The sequence below is a fragment of the Bacillus sp. GZB genome, assembly GCF_001975995.1.
Lineage (GTDB): Bacteria > Bacillota > Bacilli > Bacillales > Bacillaceae > Bacillus > Bacillus velezensis.
The window spans coordinates 677,450-695,441 of the sequence record NZ_MTQG01000017.1; the positions used below are offsets into that span (position 1 = coordinate 677,450).

18 protein-coding genes and 1 riboswitch are annotated in these 17,992 nt (G+C 45.6%); of the genes, 16 read left to right on the plus strand and 2 right to left on the minus strand.

Annotated features, from left to right (window positions below; all coding sequences use genetic code 11):
- Positions 1-15 precede the first annotated feature (15 nt).
- The 4 genes from resD (at position 16) to BXO87_RS14335 (ending at position 4,330) form a co-directional block, all read left to right on the plus strand.
- On the plus strand, positions 16-738 hold the full coding sequence (gene resD / locus BXO87_RS14320; protein ID WP_003153397.1) for a DNA-binding response regulator ResD: 723 nt from the start codon (positions 16-18) through the stop codon (positions 736-738).
- Positions 735-2,516 (plus strand): ATP-binding protein, encoded by a 1,782-nt coding sequence (locus tag BXO87_RS14325; RefSeq protein ID WP_007409435.1) that lies wholly within the window; start codon positions 735-737, stop codon positions 2,514-2,516. The genes resD and BXO87_RS14325 overlap by 4 nt, the downstream gene beginning before the upstream one ends.
- Positions 2,517-2,706: 190 nt before the next feature.
- Positions 2,707-3,291 (plus strand): RNA polymerase sigma factor SigX, encoded by a 585-nt coding sequence (sigX, locus tag BXO87_RS14330; RefSeq protein ID WP_003153399.1) that lies wholly within the window; start codon positions 2,707-2,709, stop codon positions 3,289-3,291.
- Positions 3,227-4,330, plus strand: coding sequence for a sugar dehydratase (locus BXO87_RS14335; RefSeq protein ID WP_456305001.1), 1,104 nt, complete (start codon positions 3,227-3,229; stop codon positions 4,328-4,330). The genes sigX and BXO87_RS14335 overlap by 65 nt, the downstream gene beginning before the upstream one ends.
- A gap of 46 nt (positions 4,331-4,376) precedes the next feature.
- Here the strand turns inward: BXO87_RS14335 and serA are convergent, their stop codons facing one another.
- Entirely contained in the window at positions 4,377-5,954 is a 1,578-nt protein-coding gene (serA, locus tag BXO87_RS14340) for a phosphoglycerate dehydrogenase (protein ID WP_007409437.1), read from the minus strand.
- Between the two features lie 206 nt (positions 5,955-6,160).
- Positions 6,161-6,295: riboswitch (FMN riboswitch) on the plus strand.
- A 147-nt stretch (positions 6,296-6,442) separates the two neighbouring features.
- Here serA and BXO87_RS14345 point away from each other — a divergent pair.
- Positions 6,443-7,015, plus strand: coding sequence for an ECF transporter S component (locus BXO87_RS14345; protein WP_003153402.1), 573 nt, complete (start codon positions 6,443-6,445; stop codon positions 7,013-7,015).
- A 136-nt stretch (positions 7,016-7,151) separates the two neighbouring features.
- Here BXO87_RS14345 and BXO87_RS14350 read toward each other — a convergent pair whose 3' ends face one another.
- Positions 7,152-7,400: a ferredoxin gene (locus BXO87_RS14350; RefSeq protein WP_003153403.1), complete on the minus strand. Its 249-nt coding sequence runs from the start codon at positions 7,398-7,400 to the stop codon at positions 7,152-7,154.
- 268 nt (positions 7,401-7,668) lie between these two features.
- Between BXO87_RS14350 and BXO87_RS14355 the strand changes: the two genes are divergently transcribed.
- The 11 genes from BXO87_RS14355 to sleB all read left to right on the plus strand — a co-directional run bounded on the left by BXO87_RS14355 (position 7,669) and on the right by sleB (position 17,979).
- Complete coding sequence (locus BXO87_RS14355) at positions 7,669-8,727, plus strand: YpbB family protein (RefSeq protein WP_038459009.1); 1,059 nt, start codon at positions 7,669-7,671, stop codon at positions 8,725-8,727.
- Positions 8,720-10,210 (plus strand): RecQ family ATP-dependent DNA helicase, encoded by a 1,491-nt coding sequence (locus BXO87_RS14360; RefSeq protein WP_038459007.1) that lies wholly within the window; start codon positions 8,720-8,722, stop codon positions 10,208-10,210. The genes BXO87_RS14355 and BXO87_RS14360 overlap by 8 nt, the downstream gene beginning before the upstream one ends.
- Positions 10,211-10,224: 14 nt before the next feature.
- The gene (locus tag BXO87_RS14365; RefSeq protein ID WP_079891835.1) at positions 10,225-10,812 is read left to right on the plus strand and encodes a CPBP family intramembrane glutamic endopeptidase; all 588 of its coding nucleotides are present in this window, start codon (positions 10,225-10,227) and stop codon (positions 10,810-10,812) included.
- Entirely contained in the window at positions 10,790-11,560 is a 771-nt protein-coding gene (locus BXO87_RS14370) for a LysM peptidoglycan-binding domain-containing protein (protein WP_038459003.1), read from the plus strand. Before BXO87_RS14365 ends, BXO87_RS14370 begins: the two co-directional genes overlap by 23 nt.
- A 68-nt stretch (positions 11,561-11,628) precedes the next feature.
- Positions 11,629-12,087, plus strand: a complete 459-nt coding sequence (locus BXO87_RS14375) for a YpbF family protein (RefSeq protein WP_007409443.1) — start codon at positions 11,629-11,631, stop codon at positions 12,085-12,087.
- Positions 12,088-12,173: 86 nt separating this feature from the next.
- Positions 12,174-12,962 (plus strand): metallophosphoesterase, encoded by a 789-nt coding sequence (locus tag BXO87_RS14380; protein WP_038459001.1) that lies wholly within the window; start codon positions 12,174-12,176, stop codon positions 12,960-12,962.
- Positions 12,963-13,113: 151 nt separating this feature from the next.
- The gene (locus BXO87_RS14385; RefSeq protein WP_038458999.1) at positions 13,114-13,698 is read left to right on the plus strand and encodes a genetic competence negative regulator; all 585 of its coding nucleotides are present in this window, start codon (positions 13,114-13,116) and stop codon (positions 13,696-13,698) included.
- A 160-nt stretch (positions 13,699-13,858) separates the two neighbouring features.
- On the plus strand, positions 13,859-15,133 hold the full coding sequence (gudB, locus tag BXO87_RS14390) for an NAD-specific glutamate dehydrogenase (RefSeq protein ID WP_003153413.1): 1,275 nt from the start codon (positions 13,859-13,861) through the stop codon (positions 15,131-15,133).
- A 105-nt stretch (positions 15,134-15,238) separates the two neighbouring features.
- Entirely contained in the window at positions 15,239-16,222 is a 984-nt protein-coding gene (locus BXO87_RS14395) for a YpdA family putative bacillithiol disulfide reductase (RefSeq protein ID WP_014418270.1), read from the plus strand.
- A gap of 96 nt (positions 16,223-16,318) precedes the next feature.
- Positions 16,319-16,975: a glutamic-type intramembrane protease PrsW gene (prsW, locus tag BXO87_RS14400; protein ID WP_007612268.1), complete on the plus strand. Its 657-nt coding sequence runs from the start codon at positions 16,319-16,321 to the stop codon at positions 16,973-16,975.
- A gap of 131 nt (positions 16,976-17,106) precedes the next feature.
- Positions 17,107-17,979 carry a spore cortex-lytic enzyme gene (gene sleB, locus BXO87_RS14405; protein ID WP_007612266.1) on the plus strand — a complete coding sequence of 291 codons (873 nt, stop codon included), beginning with the start codon at positions 17,107-17,109 and terminating at the stop codon, positions 17,977-17,979.
- Positions 17,980-17,992 lie beyond the last annotated feature (13 nt).

Consider the following 17,992-nt stretch of genomic DNA (forward strand, 5'->3'; position numbering starts at 1 on the left):
AGCAGGGGGAAAACGATGGATCAAACAAATGAAACTAAAATATTAGTAGTAGATGATGAAGCCAGAATTCGACGCCTTTTAAGAATGTACCTTGAACGGGAAAACTATGTGATTGAAGAAGCGGAAAACGGCGACGAGGCCATTAAAATGGGGCTGGCATCAGATTATGATCTGGTGCTCTTGGATTTAATGATGCCGGGAACGGACGGAATCGAAGTATGCCGGCAGCTCAGAGAAAAAAAAGCGACGCCGATTATCATGCTGACGGCAAAAGGGGAAGAAGCCAACCGCGTCCAGGGGTTTGAAGCGGGTACGGACGATTATATCGTCAAGCCTTTCAGCCCGAGAGAAGTGGTGCTTCGGGTAAAGGCGCTTTTAAGAAGGGCTTCCCAAACATCTTATCTGACAGCAAATACCCCGACAAAAAATGTGCTCGTCTTTTCGCATCTATCCATTGATCACGATGCTCACAGGGTGACTGCGGACGGCACGGAGGTGAGCCTGACGCCGAAGGAATATGAACTGCTGTACTTTCTGGCGAAAACACCGGACAAAGTGTACGACAGGGAAAAGCTTTTAAAAGAAGTGTGGCAGTATGAATTTTTCGGAGACCTCAGAACGGTGGACACCCATGTCAAACGGCTCCGTGAAAAATTAAATAAAGTGTCCCCGGGAGCGGCGAAAAAAATCGTCACCGTATGGGGAGTCGGATACAAATTTGAGGTAGGCGCTGAATGAAGTTTTGGAAAAGCGTAGTAGGAAAGCTTTGGTTTACCATTCTTTCACTCGTGTTAATTGTTTTATTTATTTTAACGGTGCTGCTTCTGGAATTTATAGAAAACTACCACGTTGAAGAAGCGGAAAAAGATTTAACGCAGCTTGCCGATAAAATTGCGGTCATAATAGAAAATCATGAAGACCAGCCGCTTGCCAGATCCATCACGTGGGAACTGGCGGACAATTTAACGAGCATCGCGATCATTCAGGATGATAAGCATGTCTGGTATTCGCCCAATGACGATAATCATTTATCCTCTATTACATTAGAGCAGATCAAACATGACCGGGATCTGCACAAGGCGCTGACAGACCGCAAAAAAGTAAGCAAACGCGCGGTCCCCAACAATGCCGGTTCGGATAACGAACGGCTGATCGTCGGAGTGCCGTATGAAAAAGACGGCAAAAAAGGCATGGTCTTTTTATCCCAATCGCTGCTTGCCGTCAAAGATACGACGAAACATACAACACGCTATATTTTTCTTGCGGCGGGCATTGCCATCGTCTTGACAACGTTTTTCGCGTTCTTTTTATCCAGCAGGGTGACATATCCCCTTCGGAAAATGCGGGAAGGCGCCCAAGACTTGGCGAAAGGAAAGTTTGATACAAAAATTCCGATTCTGACCCAAGATGAAATCGGGGAACTGGCCATTGCCTTTAATCAGATGGGACGGCAGCTCAATTTCCATATTAACGCGCTGAATCAGGAAAAAGAACAGCTGTCCAATATTTTAAGCAGTATGGCAGACGGGGTCATCACCATTAATATCGACGGCACCATTTTGGTGACCAACCCGCCGGCCGAACGTTTTCTGCAGGCATGGTATTATGAGCAGAACATGAACATTAAAGAAGGAGATAACCTTCCCCCTGAAGCAAAAGAGCTATTTCAAAATGCAGTGAACACGGAAAAAGAGCAAATGATTGAAATGACGCTTCAAGGAAGGTCATGGGTTTTATTGATGTCGCCTCTTTATGCGGAATCACACGTCCGCGGCGCCGTGGCCGTGCTCCGTGATATGACCGAAGAGCGCAGGCTCGATAAATTGCGTGAAGACTTCATTGCCAATGTCAGTCATGAGCTCAGAACCCCGATTTCTATGCTGCAGGGATACAGCGAAGCAATAGTGGACGACATTGCAAGCACTGAAGAGGAGAAAAAAGAAATCGCGCAGATCATTTATGATGAATCTCTTCGCATGGGCCGGCTCGTCAATGATTTGCTGGATTTGGCCAGAATGGAATCCGGACATACGGGCCTGCACTATGAAACGGTAAACCTGCATGAATTTCTGGAGAAGATCTCCCGCAAATTTTCCGGGGTAGCGAAGGAAAAAGGCGTTTCGCTCACAGAAGACATCTCGGTGTCTCAGCCGGAGTGTGTCTTTGACGAAGATAAAATGGAACAGGTGTTTACCAACCTTATAGATAATGCGCTGCGCCACACGGAGTCAGGCGGAAGCGTTCATATCGCGGCTCAGACCGTAAAAGACGGACTGAAAATCGATATCAAAGATTCCGGCTCGGGAATACCGGAAGAGGACCTGCCTTTTATTTTTGAACGTTTTTATAAAGCGGACAAAGCAAGAACAAGAGGCAGGGCGGGAACCGGACTCGGACTCGCCATCGTAAAAAATATCGTGGAAGCCCACGGCGGCTCAATTGCGGTTCATAGCAGCATCGACAAAGGGACGACGTTTACATTTTATATTCCGACAAAAGTGCAGGATGACGTCTGAAATTGACGAACAATCTTGTTCCATACGAAACACCCGCATGTTCTGCGGGTGTTTTTTATTTGTTTCTCCTTTAAAAATTTAAGAATATGTTAATATAAATTCCCTTCCAAATTCCAGTTTCTCGTAATATAGTTGTAATGTAACTTTTCAACGCATTTTTACGACAAAAAAGTGAACGGAGGGGTTTCCCATGGAAGAAACCTTTCAGATATTATATGATGCATACCATCAAGATTTATATCAATTTTTATTTTATATGGTAAAAGATAAGTCGCAGGCTGAAGATTTGACGCAGGAAGTGTATATCCGCGTCTTGAATTCCTATCATACATTTGAAGGAAGAAGCAGTGAAAAAACATGGCTGTTATCCATCGCACGCCATGTGGCGATTGACTGGTTCCGCAAGCAGCAGACGATCAGACAGCGTATTATGGGTACGTTTGATTGGGATACACAAGATGTCAGAGATCAGCATTTGCTTCCGGACGAACTCGCCGTACAGCATGAAAACGTCCGGGAAATTTATACCGCGCTTGATCATTGCACCATTGATCAAAGAGCTGTTATTATCTTGAGATTTATTCAGGGATATTCCATTCAGGAAACAGCCGCCGCTCTCCGCTTCTCGGAAAGCAAAGTCAAAACGACCCAACACAGAGGGCTCAAAATACTTCGGAAACAGATGGAGCTTTTGAGGGAGGAGCTAATGGATGATGAAGTCATATTGGAACGAAGAAAGAGTAGAGGAGTTGTTAAGACAACTTCCGGCGGTTAGAGATCATCGTTCACCCGAGGCCATTTACCGGAATATTGAAACAGGTAAACCGTACAGGAAAAAACCGGCCCGAAGCTGGATCGGCCCCGCCGCAGCCGGCGTCTGCGCATTGTGCATCGCTCTGATTATATCTCCTCACCTGATGACAAACAAATCTTCCGGTGATCTTACCGCTGACAGCCGCCAGACTGAAAAAGCCAGTCAGTCAGCTTCTGTCAAGCCGCCGGATCAGAAGACGTTCGTCGTCTCAAACCAAAACAAAAACAATTACATTACTTTGGCATTTGCCGATTCAGAAACATCCGCCGTCATTCCGGTCAGTTTTGAAAAAAAGAAGCCGGATGAATCGGTTTCAGAGGCTTTATCCGAAGCGGAAAACCTAGAAGTGCCCGAATCCTTCCTGTCTGTGCCGAACCTTTTGGACGGTGTGCAGGTAACGGCGGATAAGAAGGACTTGCTTGTGCAGGTAAACGGACGGTTCTCTATCGAATCAGTTGCCGATGCTGACTTATTGAAAAAGATGCTGAAAGAGACTTTGACATGGAGTCCTTACGAGCGGATTAAATTGAAAAAGGTTCAAAACGGAGCCGGACAGGATTTTTATAAATCTTACGGCATTTCCGCTGAGATGTCCGTACATAAACAGACAAACCGGGCGTATTTTTCTTACAGCGACAGTCTGGGACAAGAGTATCTCATCCCGTCTGAACAAACCTATTATTCAGTATATCAGGCTATTGACGGGATGAAGACAACAGACGGAGGCTCACAGACCGCGAGCATTATAGAAGCAGATGCGATTGCATCGGTATCGGAAAGGGAAGACGGTGAGCAGCTGCGGATTCAATTGTCCGAAAAACATACGGTTGAAGATTCGCTGGAAGGGATTTTAATGATCGAAGGGCTTCTGTTAACTGCGAAGGAATTCGGTTATTCTGAGGTGCTGTTCACACATGCGCATACAAAGAAAATCGGTAATTATGATGTGACAAAACCTATCGCTGTGCCTGCCGCGCCTAATCCGCTTCCAAGCCATTAAACGTAAAAAAACCCAAAACATATGAATGTTTTGGGTTTTTTGTTGGTTACGGAAGATCAATCAGTTTAACGGAAACAATATCCTGAATTGAAGTCAGCTCATTGACGACTTTATCATCTAAATGTTTATCAAAAGAAAGCATCATAATGGCTTCTCCGCCTTTTTCTTTACGGCCTACCTGCATGGTAGCGATATTGATATCGTTATCGCCGAGGATTCGTCCGACGCGTCCGATTACACCGGTCGTATCCTGGTGCTGGATATAAACGAGGTGACCGGCGGGATTTAAGTCAATATTAAAGCCGTTCAGTTCAACGATTCGTTCACCGAAGTGAGGGATATACGTAGCCGTTAACGTAAATGTGCTCCGGTCTCCGGTTACTTTTACGCTGATGCAGTTATCATATCCTGATTCATTGGAGGAAATCTTCTCGCTGAAGCTGATTCCGCGTTCTTTTGCTACACCGCCGGCGTTCACTTCATTGACCGTTGAGTCTACACGCGGTTTTAAGAAACCGGACAGCAGGCTTTTTGTAATAAATGATGTTTCAAGTTTGGCGATGGTGCCTTCATATTGAATCGCAACATCTTTGACGGGTTCCTTCATACATTGTGATACGAGACTTCCGATTTTATCAGCAATTTGGTGATAAGGCTGGATTTTTTTGAATTCATCTTTCGTCATCGCAGGCAGATTGATCGCTGACATGACAGGCAGACCTTTTGCAAACTGCAGCACTTCTTCAGAAACCTGTGCCGCGACATTCAGCTGTGCTTCTTTCGTTGAAGCGCCTAAGTGAGGTGTGGCGATCACCAGCGGATGGTCGGGAAGCTTTGATTCAACTGGCGGTTCCACTTCAAACACGTCAAGGGCAGCGCCTGCGACATGGCCGCTTTCCAGCGCTTCCAAAAGCGCCGCTTCATCAATAATGCCGCCTCTTGCGCAGTTGATAAGACGGACGCCTTTTTTCGTTTTGGCAATGGTTTCTCTGTTAAGCAGTCCTTTTGTTTCCTTTGTTAAAGGCGTGTGGACGGTAATGATATCCGCGCTTTCAAGCACTTCTTCGAATGTCCGGCTGTTTACGCCGATTTTGCCGGCTCTCTCTTCGGTTAAGAAAGGATCGAATACATGAACCGTCATACCGAACGCTCTGGCGCGCTGGGCAATCTCGCTTCCGATCCGGCCCAGGCCGACAATGCCTAAAGTCTTTCCGTAGAGCTCCGCCCCGACAAAAGCCGTCCGGTTCCATTCTCTAGATTTTACTGAGATATTGGCTTGCGGAATGTGTCTCATTAATGAAGAAATCATCGCGAATGTATGCTCTGCCGTTGAAATGGTGTTTCCATTCGGCGCGTTTATCACGATAACCCCATGTTTTGTGGCCTCATCAATGTCGATGTTGTCTACGCCGACACCGGCTCTGCCGACGATTTTTAAAGAGGTCATTTTTTTAAACAATTCTTCGGTTACTTTCGTGGCACTGCGGACTAACAGGGCATCAAAGGTATGTAATTCATCTTCTGCATCCGCGACGTTTTTTTGAACAATTTCTATAAAGTCTGATTCCATCAGCGGCTTTAAGCCGTCATTGCTCATCTTATCTGAGACCAAAACTCGAAACATTGTTAGATTTCCTCCTAGTTTAGCTGACTAAATATCTGATAATTTATCATATTCTCAATAGAGTGTCAATGTGTATTGACGCAGTAAAGGAGAAAAGGAAACCGCTGAATCAGCTTAAATTGGGCTTCCCCAATATTTTATTTAAATTTGAGCAGTTCTCTATACAATTGCAATTTGATCATATATAATGTGAATAAATTCATAAGATCAATCTTCGGGGCAGGGTGAAATTCCCTACCGGCGGTGATGAGCATCATGCTCTAAGCCCGCGAGCTGCTTCGGCGGCAGGATCCGGTGAGATTCCGGAGCCGACAGTATAGTCTGGATGGGAGAAGATGGAGGTTCAGCAGACGTTTTGATGCTTATATCAAACGTTTCTTTGCCAAGCCTTAGTAAGCTCCCGCTTTTTAACAAAAGCGGTTTTTTTATTGGGGCGCAAAAGAACCTTTCCTCTTTTCGAGAGATTTGATCGAAAAGGAGAGAGCATTGTGAAAGTAAAAAAATTAGTTGTCATCAGTATGCTTAGCAGTATTGCTTTTGTGCTTATGCTGTTAAATTTCCCGTTTCCGGGTCTGCCGGATTATTTGAAAATTGATTTCAGTGACGTTCCTGCAATTATCGCCATTTTGGTTTACGGGCCTGCGGCGGGGATTGCGGTTGAAGCGATTAAAAATATTCTGCAGTATATCATTCAAGGAAGCATGGCAGGCGTGCCTGTCGGGCAGGCAGCCAATTTTATCGCGGGAACGCTGTTTATTCTGCCGACGGCGTTTATGTTTAAAAAGCTCAATTCTGCAAAAGGTCTTGCGGTGAGCCTGCTGGCCGGAACCGCGGCGATGACCGTGCTGATGAGTATTTTGAACTATATTCTTATCCTGCCCGCGTATACTTGGTTTTTACATTCACCGGCACTGTCAAACAGCCAGTTAAAAACGGCGGTTGTCGCAGGAATTCTGCCGTTTAACATTGTAAAAGGCATTATCATCACCATCGTCTTTACGTTCATCTTTACGAAGCTGAAACCTTGGATTGAACAAAAACGCAGCATCCAAACACAATAAAGATTGAAAGCGTCCGCTCTGTGAAAACAGCCGGACGCTTTTTTGTTTGTGCTGATCGGCAAAAAATAAGACTCCGGCCGATAACAGCCGGAGTCTTATTCAGGACGAAAAAGCTCCTCTCACGGGGAGGGCTTTTTTATTCGTATTTCAGCGGGTCGCCTTCGAACGGTTCATCCGCAACTTTGATTGAATCAGTAGGGCATCCTTCAAATGCGTCAATCATATCTTCTTCCAGGACTTCCGGAACTTCGACGACGCCTTTATTTTCGTCAAGCGTAACGAACGCAATGCCTTCATCATCATAATCATAAATGTCTGGTGCCGCAGCTCCGCAGGCGCCGCATGCAATACACGTATCTTTATCTACAATTGTGTACTTTGCCATGAATAAAACCTCCCAGATTGTTCGTGTTGGAACAAATGGTTTACCTTATATATTTTTAAATATAACACCTATTCCTCTTACTTATTGTAATGATGTTAGTGTCAAATTTCAACAGAAAAATGATTGAGAATGCTTATCACATAAGGGATTCTCTTTAGCACTTCCCCCTAAAAGATGACTTTAAACGTCAAATTTATATGAAAATCTGTTAAAATAAAAAGAACCAAAAAACGAAACTTGTCACAGAAGAAATGTAGGTGTGTTTAGATTGGCGATAAACTACTTTGATATCGTGGTTCTCGACTGTCTGGACAAAATAGACGGCGAACGGACTCCGAGTGCTGTGTTTCATTTATTAAAAGGAAAAAAGTCGTCTCAAACCATTCAGGATGCCGGCTTATTTCAGATCGCTAAATATTTCGGCATGGCTTCACAGTGTGAACGCGGCGATATTGCGGCTTCTTTGCATAAACTCACCGAAAGCTCATACATCACAGCCGGAAAAGAAGAGGGAACGTGGAAAGTGACTGCGCGCGGCGTTCAAAGGCTTGAACGGGCGTTTGCCGAGCGGCCTTGGCCGAAGCACTGCCACGGCGCGAATTATCAAACGCCTGCCGTCACCCTGTGGAGGCGGCTTTCCCTGCTCATTCAAGTCCTGTCAAACAAAGAGCATCAATGCAGTCAATATATCCCGGTTACCAACGATGTGCAGACGCTGAGATGGGTCAAACGGTTCATGCGGAAAAACAGAGATGCTAAAGAGCTTTCCGTCCAAATGCATGACGCGCTGTTTCAGCTTCTGCAAGGCGTAAGTGAACGGCAGGCGCTAATTTTTGTCTATTCTTTAACTTCATTCAACAGAATCGGCAAAACGAATAAGCAGCTCGCTCTCCAGCTGAACGAAGATGAATGGTATGTGTCCGTCCAGTTTTGGGGAGCGGTACATTATGTTATTCAATCGCTTCCGCAATGTGCATATCCCGCTCTGCGCGAGCTGTTGTCCGATCTGCAGGCGGAAAGCGCGCTGACACAGTCTGCCAGAAAAACCTTTGAGCTGTTGGAAAAAGGGTTTCCGATTGAACGGATCGCCGCGGTCAGAAATTTAAAAACCGCCACAATCGAAGATCATATCGTAGAAATATCATTGCATCAGCCTGCATTTTTTATAGAACAGTATCTTTCTGAAGAGGAACAGCGTATGATAACGGCATTTGCAAAACAGCATCAAACGAATAAAATTAAACGGATTCGCGAAGGAATGCAGATGCGCTTCAGCTATTTTCAGATCAGGCTGGCGCTGGCAAAGACGGTGAATCAGCATGACTGAGCTGCATAAAGCTTTATCCAGGTATTTTGGTTTGCATTCCTTTAAAAAGGGGCAGGAAGAGATTATGACTAGCGTGCTCCAAAAAAAAGATACGATCGCCATGCTTCCGACCGGCGGGGGAAAATCATTATGCTATCAGCTCCCGGGTTACATGATGGACGGGCTGGTGCTGATTATTTCGCCGCTTCTATCATTAATGGAAGATCAGGTGCAGCAGCTGAAAGCGAAAGGAGAAAAGCGGGTTGCTGCATTAAACAGCATGCTGAATTCCGCAGAGCGGCATTTTATTCTCAGCAACATCAGCAGGTATAAATTTCTCTATATGTCTCCTGAAGCCCTTTCTTCACCTTATGTACTGAACCGTTTGAAAAACGTTCCGGTCAGTTTATTTGTTATTGATGAGGCTCATTGCATATCAGAATGGGGACATGATTTCAGGCCTGATTACTCGAAGCTCGGGCCTTTCAGGCAGGCACTCGGAAAGCCGCCTGTATTGGCGCTGACCGCAACAGCGACAAAAGAAACACTCAGAGACGTGATGGATGTGCTCGGACTTGAGCATGCGGTGCGTCATCTTTATTCAGTCAACCGGCCGAATATTCTCCTGGCGGCAGAACATTTGGCGGATAATGCCGAGAAAATAAGCAGGCTCACGGAGCTTGCCGAAAAGCTTGAAGGCCCGGGTATCATATATTGTCCGACCAGAAAATGGGCGGAAGAGCTTGCGGCTGAGCTGAATGAAAAAACGGGAAAGCGGACGGATTATTATCACGGCGGAATGGATACAGGGGACAGAATCTTAATCCAGCAGCAATTTATCCATAACCAGCTTGATTGCATCTGCTGTACCAATGCGTTCGGCATGGGTGTGGATAAGTCAGATATCCGCTTTGTCATTCACTTTTATCCTCCCCAAACGGCTGAGGCCTTTATGCAGGAAATCGGCAGAGCGGGACGCGACGGCAGCCCGAGTGTCAGTATTTTGCTGAGGGCGCCCGGCGATACCGAGCTTCAGCAGCAGATTATTCAGACAGAAAGCCTGTCTGATTATGATCTGGAAGGCATTCTGGCCGTCATACGGGATGCCGGTACGAGTGATGAACGAAAGCTTCGGGACGTTCTGATCAACAAGGGCGTCCAGGAAACACAGGCGCGAACGGCCGTCCATCTGTATCTGCAAGGAAAAACCACAAAAGAGCAGCTACAGGAAGAACTGACATACCGCGTGGAAAAGAAGCTGCGTAAAATGAATCGTTTTTCGGCGTTATTAGAGCGGAAAGAATGTATAAGAGAAGCGCTGCTGTCTTATTTTGATGAATCGTATGAGCCTGAAGGTCAAACCGGACAATGCTGCAGCAGCTGCGGACTTGATCTGGCTCCGTACGAGCAAAAAGGAGAACGTAAAAATATGGAACGGTTTGAAGATTGGAAGCTGGAATTAGGCCGGATTTTCGGTTCAGAGTCTGCGGGTGAGTTCAGCTGAGACGGCAAAGCGAATTGATCCGGCAGCTCTCAGACCGGGAGATTGTGATGCAGCTGTATGCCACCCAATTGCTCATATTGGCGGTTTCAGCTGTTATCGGCTTTTTCTTTTTTACCGACATTCACGATTTTTTAAAGCTGTGGCATATACGTGACGATAATATCATATGGTACGGTGTAACTCTTGCTGTCCTTGTCATTATTGCCGATCTTGCGGTGATGAAATGGTGTCCTTCGCATTTATATGATGACGGCGGCATTAATGTATTGCTTTTTAAGAACAGGCCGGTTTTACACATTTTGTTTTTGACGCTTCTCATTTCGTTCAGCGAAGAGATTTTGTTCAGAGGCGTTCTGCAGACACATATCGGCTTATGGGCCGCCAGCTTCATTTTTACCGTGCTTCATTTCAGATACTTGGCGAAGTGGCTTCTGTTTATGATGGTTGCGGGCATCAGTCTTTTGCTGGGGCTTATCTATGAATGGACCGGCAATTTATTCGTTCCGGTTACAGCGCATTTTATTATTGATGCGGTATTTGCCTGTCAGATCCGTTTTCAATATGTTAGGAGGGGTTTGCATGACGGAAATGTCAAGAGTTGAAAGAAGAAAAGCTCAGCTGCGTGCCGAGCAGCAGGTTGCCGCGGCCGCGGATGAACAAATTGAATATCTTGAAGACAGCCTCCCGACAAGACAATCTGTAAAAGAGGAGCGTAAAAAAAAGGAAGAGCAGGTGAAGGAAAAAACCAAAACAAAAACGCCGCTGTTCACTTTTCTGACCGTCCTGTTCATTATCGTAACAATCGGTGTCTTTTTCGGTCTTCTTTATATGACGAACAGCAGCAGATTTGACCCGAAGGACTATGAAGATGTCTTCATAGACCACAGTGAAAGCGCGCCTGCCGTTATTCCGAAAGGCGCTCAGAAAGAAACGTCAGAAACCGCTCTTTTAGAACAACCGAAAAAAAAGTCTGACGACAAAGATAAGAAAGAAGCGGCTGCACCTGAAAAAACGAAAGAAAAACCAAGTGAAAAAACACCTAAAAAAACGGAAACGCCCTCAGAAAAACAAGTAAAGCCGACAGACACCGAAAACGCGGAGACAAAACAGCAGTCTCCGCCGGCTGTCCGTGAAAAAGCGGCTCCGGCTGCCGCGAGTGATCAAGCCGGGACTGTCCCGAAAAATGTGCGGACCGTACAGCATACTGTACAGCCGAAAGAAACGCTTTACCGCATTTCAATGAAATATTATAAAAGCCGGGCGGGCGAAGAAAAAATCCGCAGCTACAACGGATTAAACGGAAACGACGTGTACACCGGCCAGGTTCTGAACATTCCGCTGTCTGATTAAAATAAATGCATGTTTTCACCGCGTTTTTCATATAGTGTACCAATGAAAACGGACAAGGTGTGAAGCGCATGGATTCTTTATGGAAGCAATTAGACCGATTTGCTGACGGACCGACGAAACAAATGCTTCAGGCGCTGGTGAAACGGAAATTAAAATACGAAAATTATGCCGCACAATGCCGAAGATGGCAGTGGGCGTCCCTCGTTTGTTTTTCCCTGATGTGCATACTGCTGATGTTTAAAAGCTTTAATGCCCCCCAAGCCTCTCCGCAGCTGATTCTGCAGGAAATATTAGGCCATACGGTTTACTTGTGCTGGATTATGGCTTCCGCTTTTGCGTATTGCACTTCTTATTATTTTAAAAAAAAGGAAGAAAAAGCTGAGGGTGAATTTCATAAATTGAGATGTGAAATTATCCAAAAAAGCACGGATTTATGGCCCCAGCCTGAAAAATGGAGGGCGAGAGAATCTGTTTTTCACTTGATGAAACATCGGTATGATATCAATCTTTATTTTGAAAGCAAATAAAATGAGGCGTTTTCCGGAAAGGATAGAAACGTCTTTTTTTGTTTGTCCGTCTAATGTAAGACAATGACAGAATGGAGAGTGCGTTTATGAAGCTTACAGCGGGAATTCTCGGCTCATTGGCGGGAGCGGCTGCGGTTATGGCTGCCGTTATGTACAAAACGGCAAACGGCAGCCATCTGAAAACACATACATTTACGCTTGATAAAATGAAGGGGATGAAGCCGCTCACCATCTTTTTTATATCTGACGTGCACCGCCGTTTAATTGATGAAAAGCTTCTCCGCGAAGCGGCAGGTTATAAGCCGGATGCCGTTTTGCTCGGCGGTGATTTGGCGGAGGGCGGAGTTCCTTACGCCAGAATTGAAGAAAACATCAAACGTCTGACGGCTCTAGCGCCTGTCATGTATGTGTGGGGGAATAACGATTACGAGGTCAGCCAGCAAAAACTGCTCTCTCTTTTACAGGCATATAAAGTGATCCCGCTGAGAAATGAATCGGTTCAGTTTGCTTATAAAGGGGAAACCGTTACGATCTGCGGCGTGGATGATATCAGGATGATGATGGATGATTACGATTCTGCAATCAGATATACGGATGCTGACAAAGTAAACCTCCTGCTTTGCCATAACCCCGACATCCATGGGCAGATGAGGGAGTCAGACGGGATTGACGCTGTGTTCAGCGGCCATACGCATGGCGGCCAAATCCGTTTCGGCCGGTTCGGGCCGTACGAATTGGGCGGGACGGGAATGGTAAAAAAAGCGCATTACCTGATCAGCAACGGCTACGGGACGACAAAAGTTCCGCTGAGGCTCGGGGCGAAACCGGAGACGCATATGATTACGCTATGCGGACCGGATGAGCCGTCTTCCTGAAACAAACCCGGCCGCGGTGATAAAAAACGGCATTCTGCTTGTCTTCCCGCTGTACACGGTGTAAACTGATAACAAATTAAGAACCTATGACTCATTTATTCATATACTGTGTTATATGATTTGTGTGCAAGAAGAGGCAGGAGGGAACATTATGCGGCTTGAGCGTCTGAACTATAATAAGATTAAAATCTTTTTAACCCTCGACGATCTGACTGATCGGGGACTGACAAAAGAAGACCTCTGGAAGGACTCGTTTAAAGTCCACCAGTTATTTAAAGATATGATGAATGAAGCAAATACAGAGCTCGGCTTTGAAGCGAATGGTCCGATCGCGGTGGAAGTATATTCTCTTCAGGCACAAGGCATGGTTGTGATTGTAACGAAAAATCATGACGCGGACGCAGAAGATGACGAATATGACGATGATTATATCGAGATGCAGGTCAAACTTGACGAAAGCCCGGATATTATTTATCAGTTTCATTCGTTTGAAGATATCATTCAGCTTGCCGGAAGCCTTCACCGAATCGGGATTACCGGCGGCGCCGTCTACCACTATGAGAACCAATACTATGTAAGCCTTGAAGACCTCGGCTCCCGTTCCGCCGAAGGCGTCATCGCGGTGCTGGCTGAATACGGACACCCGGCGACGATTACGATTTACAGGCTCCATGAGTACGGAAAACTCATCATGGACGGCAATGCTGTGGAGACCATCCAGAAACATTTTTCATAAAAAAGATTTGAAACGGCAGCTGTTTTCAGCGGCCGTCTTTTTTTAAGCGAAATAATGGAAAAATCATTGTCTTTCTTCTATGCACGGAGATATTGAAGGTGTATACTAGTCACTGAAAGGGAGCATGAGAGAAACAGAAGATTTTAGGAGGTTAACTCAAATGGCAGCCGATCGATTCACCGGTCATAATGAAGAAGACAAACATGATGTATTAAAATCAACCCAAACCGTAATACATAAAGCTCTGGAAAAATTGGGGTATCCAGAAGAAGTGTATGAACTGCTGAAAGAGCCGCTCAGATTATTAACGGTTAAAATTCCTGTTCGGATGGATGACGGGTCTGTGAAAATATTCACAGGCTATCGTGCGCAGCACAATGATTCCGTAGGTCCGACAAAAGGCGGCATTCGTTTTCACCCGAATGTAACTGAAAAAGAGGTGAAAGCACTTTCCATCTGGATGAGTTTAAAATGCGGAATTATTGATCTTCCTTATGGCGGTGGTAAAGGCGGAATTGTTTGTGATCCGAGAAATATGTCATTCAGAGAGCTTGAAAGGCTAAGCAGGGGATATGTCAGAGCAATCAGTCAGATTGTCGGACCGACTAAAGACGTCCCGGCACCTGACGTATTTACAAACTCACAGATTATGGCTTGGATGATGGATGAATATTCAAGAATTGATGAATTTAACTCACCCGGCTTTATTACGGGAAAACCGCTTGTACTCGGCGGGTCCCACGGCAGGGAATCAGCGACGGCAAAAGGCGTCACCATCTGCATAAAAGAAGCGGCCAAGAAAAAAGGTCTCGATATTCAGAACGCGCGCGTCGTCGTACAAGGATTCGGAAACGCGGGCAGCTATCTGGCCAAGTTTATGCATGACGCCGGCGCGAAAGTTGTCGGAATTTCTGACGCGTACGGAGGTCTTTACGATCCGGACGGTCTTGATATTGATTATCTGCTTGACCGCAGAGACAGCTTCGGAACGGTGACGAAACTTTTCAATGACACCATTACGAATCAGGAGCTGCTTGAGCTGGACTGTGATATACTTGTCCCGGCGGCGATCGAAAACCAAATTACAGAAGAAAACGCTGACCGTATCAAAGCGAAAATCGTTGTAGAAGCGGCAAACGGACCGACGACACTGGAAGGAACGAAAATCCTGACAGACAAAGGAACGCTGCTGGTTCCCGATGTTCTGGCGAGCGCCGGCGGTGTAACGGTTTCTTATTTCGAATGGGTTCAAAATAACCAGGGCTTCTACTGGAGTGAAGAAGAAGTCGAGGAAAAACTGGAAAATATGATGATAAAATCGTTTAATAATATTTATGAAATGTCCCAAAACCGCCGGATTGACATGAGGCTTGCGGCTTACATGGTCGGCGTGCGGAAAATGGCGGAGGCTTCGCGTTTCAGAGGCTGGATATAAACCAATCGTTTGCATAAACAAAAAAAATCTCCTATGATAATATAGGAGATTTTTTATATGAGTGGAAACTTATGATGGAAATGCCAATCGCAGGAGTTGAAGGACATGACAGAAGAAAAAGCAATTATAATAGGCGGAGGTCCTTGCGGATTATCGGCGGCTATACATCTGAAGCAAATTGGCGTGAACGCGCTTGTGATCGAAAAAGGGAATGTCGTAAACAGCATTTATAACTATCCGACCCACCAAACTTTTTTCAGTTCAAGTGAAAAATTGGAGATCGGCGATGTCGCCTTTATTACGGAAAACAGAAAACCGGTTCGAATACAGGCTCTCTCTTATTACAGAGAGGTTGTCAGAAGAAAAGAGCTGCGCGTAAACGCCTTTGAAACGGTGGAGCGCGTAACGAAACAGGAAGACGGCCGTTTTCTTGTAGAGACATCAAAAGACCGCTACCTCACTCCGTTTTGTATCATTGCGACAGGATATTATGATCATCCGAATTATATGAACATACCGGGTGAAGGGCTTCCTAAGGTATTTCATTACTTTAAAGAAGGTCATCCTTATTTTGATAAAGATGTTGCTGTGATCGGCGGGAAAAACTCAAGTGTGGACGCGGCTTTGGAACTGGTGAAGTCCGGTGCGCGCGTCACGGTGCTCTACAGAGGACATGAGTACTCCCCGAGCATCAAGCCGTGGATTCTGCCTGAGTTTGAGGCCCTTGTCAGAAACGGCACAATCCGGATGGAATTCGGCGCTTGTCTTGAAGAAGTGACGGAAGATGAAATCATTTTCCGCTCGGGCCGAAATGAGACGGTCCGGCTGAAAAACGATTTCGTATTTGCCATGACGGGATACCATCCCGATCACGGTTTCCTCGAAAAAATCGGTGTGCGGATTGATGCGGAATCAGGCCGGCCGTTTTTCCGGGAAGAAACGATGGAAACAAATGTTGACGGTGTTTTTATCGCCGGAGTCATTGCGGCTGGAAATAACGCCAACGAAATTTTTATCGAGAACGGCCGTTTTCACGGCGGCTTGATCGCAAATGAAATATCAAAACGGCTGGGTAGAGAGAGCATATGATCATTCATATGCTCTTTTTTTAAAAAATTGATAGATGTAAAAATATAAACAACATGGTACGATAGATATAGGAATATAAAGGAAAGAGGTTGCCTGATGTTTGCAATCATCTCTGCAGGAATTGCTCCCGGCATTGCGCTGTTAAGCTATTTTTATTTAAAAGATCAGTATGACAATGAACCCGTACATATGGTGCTGAGGTCTTTTTTTCTCGGGGTGGTCCTTGTGTTTCCGACCATGTTTATCCAATATGTTCTTGAAAAAGAGCATGTGGGGGGAGGAAGCTTTTTCGTTTCGTTTTTGTCATCGGGATTTTTGGAAGAATCGGTGAAATGGTTCGTTCTGATGATCAGTGTGTACCCGCATGCTCATTTTGATGAGCATTATGACGGAATCGTTTACGGGGCCAGTGTGTCTTTAGGCTTTGCCACGCTTGAAAATATTTTGTATTTATTCGGCCACGGCGTTGAGCATGCTTTCATAAGGGCGCTTCTGCCGGTCTCCTGCCATGCGCTGATCGGAGTGATTATGGGATTTTATCTCGGAAAAGCCCGCTTTTCGCAGAAAAAAGCCCGTGTCAAATGGCTTGTGATTTCGCTGACTGTGCCTTCATGTCTGCACGGTTCTTACGATTTTATTCTTACCGCCCTCAATCATTGGGTATATTATATGCTGCCGTTTATGCTGTTTTTATGGTGGTTCGGGCTGCGAAAGGCAAAAAAAGCACGCTCCGTCAATATGATCCAAGTGTGAAGAAACCGCGCGTCGCGTGCGGTTTCTTTTTTTATGCCTTGACGAGGGATAAGAAGGAAACGTGCATAAAAATAACCTCGTGACAGACAATACGGGTACACTTTAAATTTTGCAGTAGGAGGCTTGAAGAGATGAAGTGCAAAGGAGCCTTTATGGCATGTCTCATTCTATTTTCTTTCGCCGCCGCTTTCTTCGATCATCATGAAACGGTTCATGCGTTTTCAAATCAAGTGATTCAAAGAGGCGCGACGGGTGATGATGTTATAGAATTGCAGGCCCGTCTTCAATATAACGGATTTTATAACGGGAAAATCGATGGTGTTTACGGCTGGACCACATACTGGGCCGTGAGGAATTTTCAGGAGAAATTCGGCATGAAGCCGGTTGACGGCCTCGTCGGCGCGAAAACCAAACAGGTGCTGATCTCTAAATCAAAATATTACCGTGAATATGTAATGGAGCAGATCCAAAAAGGGAATACGTTCACTCATTATGGCAACGTCCCATTGGAAAACCAAACAAAACCGAGAGCCGGAACGCAGAAGCCGGCTGCGGGAACGAATAAGCCTGCTCAAAAGCCGCAAAACAATACAGGCGGTCAGTCAAATCAAAAGCAAAATACGACAGCGGCCAATATGCCTGGCGGTTTCTCAAACAACGACATCAATCTTTTGGCGCAGGCTGTGTACGGGGAAGCACGCGGTGAGCCGTTTGAAGGACAGGTTGCCATCGCCGCGGTTATTTTAAACCGTATTAAAAGCCCGTTATTTCCGAATACGGTGGCTGGCGTCATTTTCGAACCGCTCGCGTTTACCGCTGTTGCCGACGGCCAAATATACATGCAGCCGAATGAAAGAGCAAAAGAAGCGGTTCTTGATGCGATCAACGGTTGGGACCCTTCTGAAAACGCGATTTATTATTTCAATCCTGATACGGCGACAAGCAAATGGATTTGGGGACGTCCGCAGATAAAAAGAATCGGAAAACACATTTTCTGTGAGTAAAAGTACGAAAAAT

What these genes read in the sequence shown, in the direction of transcription:
- resD (WP_003153397.1), top strand. Translation starts at nt 16, where the DNA reads ATGGATCAAACAAATGAAACTAAAATATTAGTAGTAGATGATGAAGCC.
- gudB (WP_003153413.1), top strand. Translation starts at nt 13,859, where the DNA reads ATGGCAGCCGATCGATTCACCGGTCATAATGAAGAAGACAAACATGAT.
- BXO87_RS14370 (WP_038459003.1), top strand. Translation starts at nt 10,790, where the DNA reads ATGACGGAAATGTCAAGAGTTGAAAGAAGAAAAGCTCAGCTGCGTGCC.
- BXO87_RS14325 (WP_007409435.1), top strand. Translation starts at nt 735, where the DNA reads ATGAAGTTTTGGAAAAGCGTAGTAGGAAAGCTTTGGTTTACCATTCTT.
- sleB (WP_007612266.1), top strand. Translation starts at nt 17,107, where the DNA reads ATGAAGTGCAAAGGAGCCTTTATGGCATGTCTCATTCTATTTTCTTTC.
- BXO87_RS14385 (WP_038458999.1), top strand. Translation starts at nt 13,114, where the DNA reads ATGCGGCTTGAGCGTCTGAACTATAATAAGATTAAAATCTTTTTAACC.
- BXO87_RS14360 (WP_038459007.1), top strand. Translation starts at nt 8,720, where the DNA reads ATGACTGAGCTGCATAAAGCTTTATCCAGGTATTTTGGTTTGCATTCC.
- BXO87_RS14335 (WP_456305001.1), top strand. Translation starts at nt 3,227, where the DNA reads ATGATGAAGTCATATTGGAACGAAGAAAGAGTAGAGGAGTTGTTAAGA.
- BXO87_RS14375 (WP_007409443.1), top strand. Translation starts at nt 11,629, where the DNA reads ATGGATTCTTTATGGAAGCAATTAGACCGATTTGCTGACGGACCGACG.
- BXO87_RS14350 (WP_003153403.1), bottom strand. Translation starts at nt 7,400, where the DNA reads ATGGCAAAGTACACAATTGTAGATAAAGATACGTGTATTGCATGCGGC.
- serA (WP_007409437.1), bottom strand. Translation starts at nt 5,954, where the DNA reads ATGTTTCGAGTTTTGGTCTCAGATAAGATGAGCAATGACGGCTTAAAG.
- sigX (WP_003153399.1), top strand. Translation starts at nt 2,707, where the DNA reads ATGGAAGAAACCTTTCAGATATTATATGATGCATACCATCAAGATTTA.
- BXO87_RS14395 (WP_014418270.1), top strand. Translation starts at nt 15,239, where the DNA reads ATGACAGAAGAAAAAGCAATTATAATAGGCGGAGGTCCTTGCGGATTA.
- prsW (WP_007612268.1), top strand. Translation starts at nt 16,319, where the DNA reads ATGTTTGCAATCATCTCTGCAGGAATTGCTCCCGGCATTGCGCTGTTA.
- BXO87_RS14380 (WP_038459001.1), top strand. Translation starts at nt 12,174, where the DNA reads ATGAAGCTTACAGCGGGAATTCTCGGCTCATTGGCGGGAGCGGCTGCG.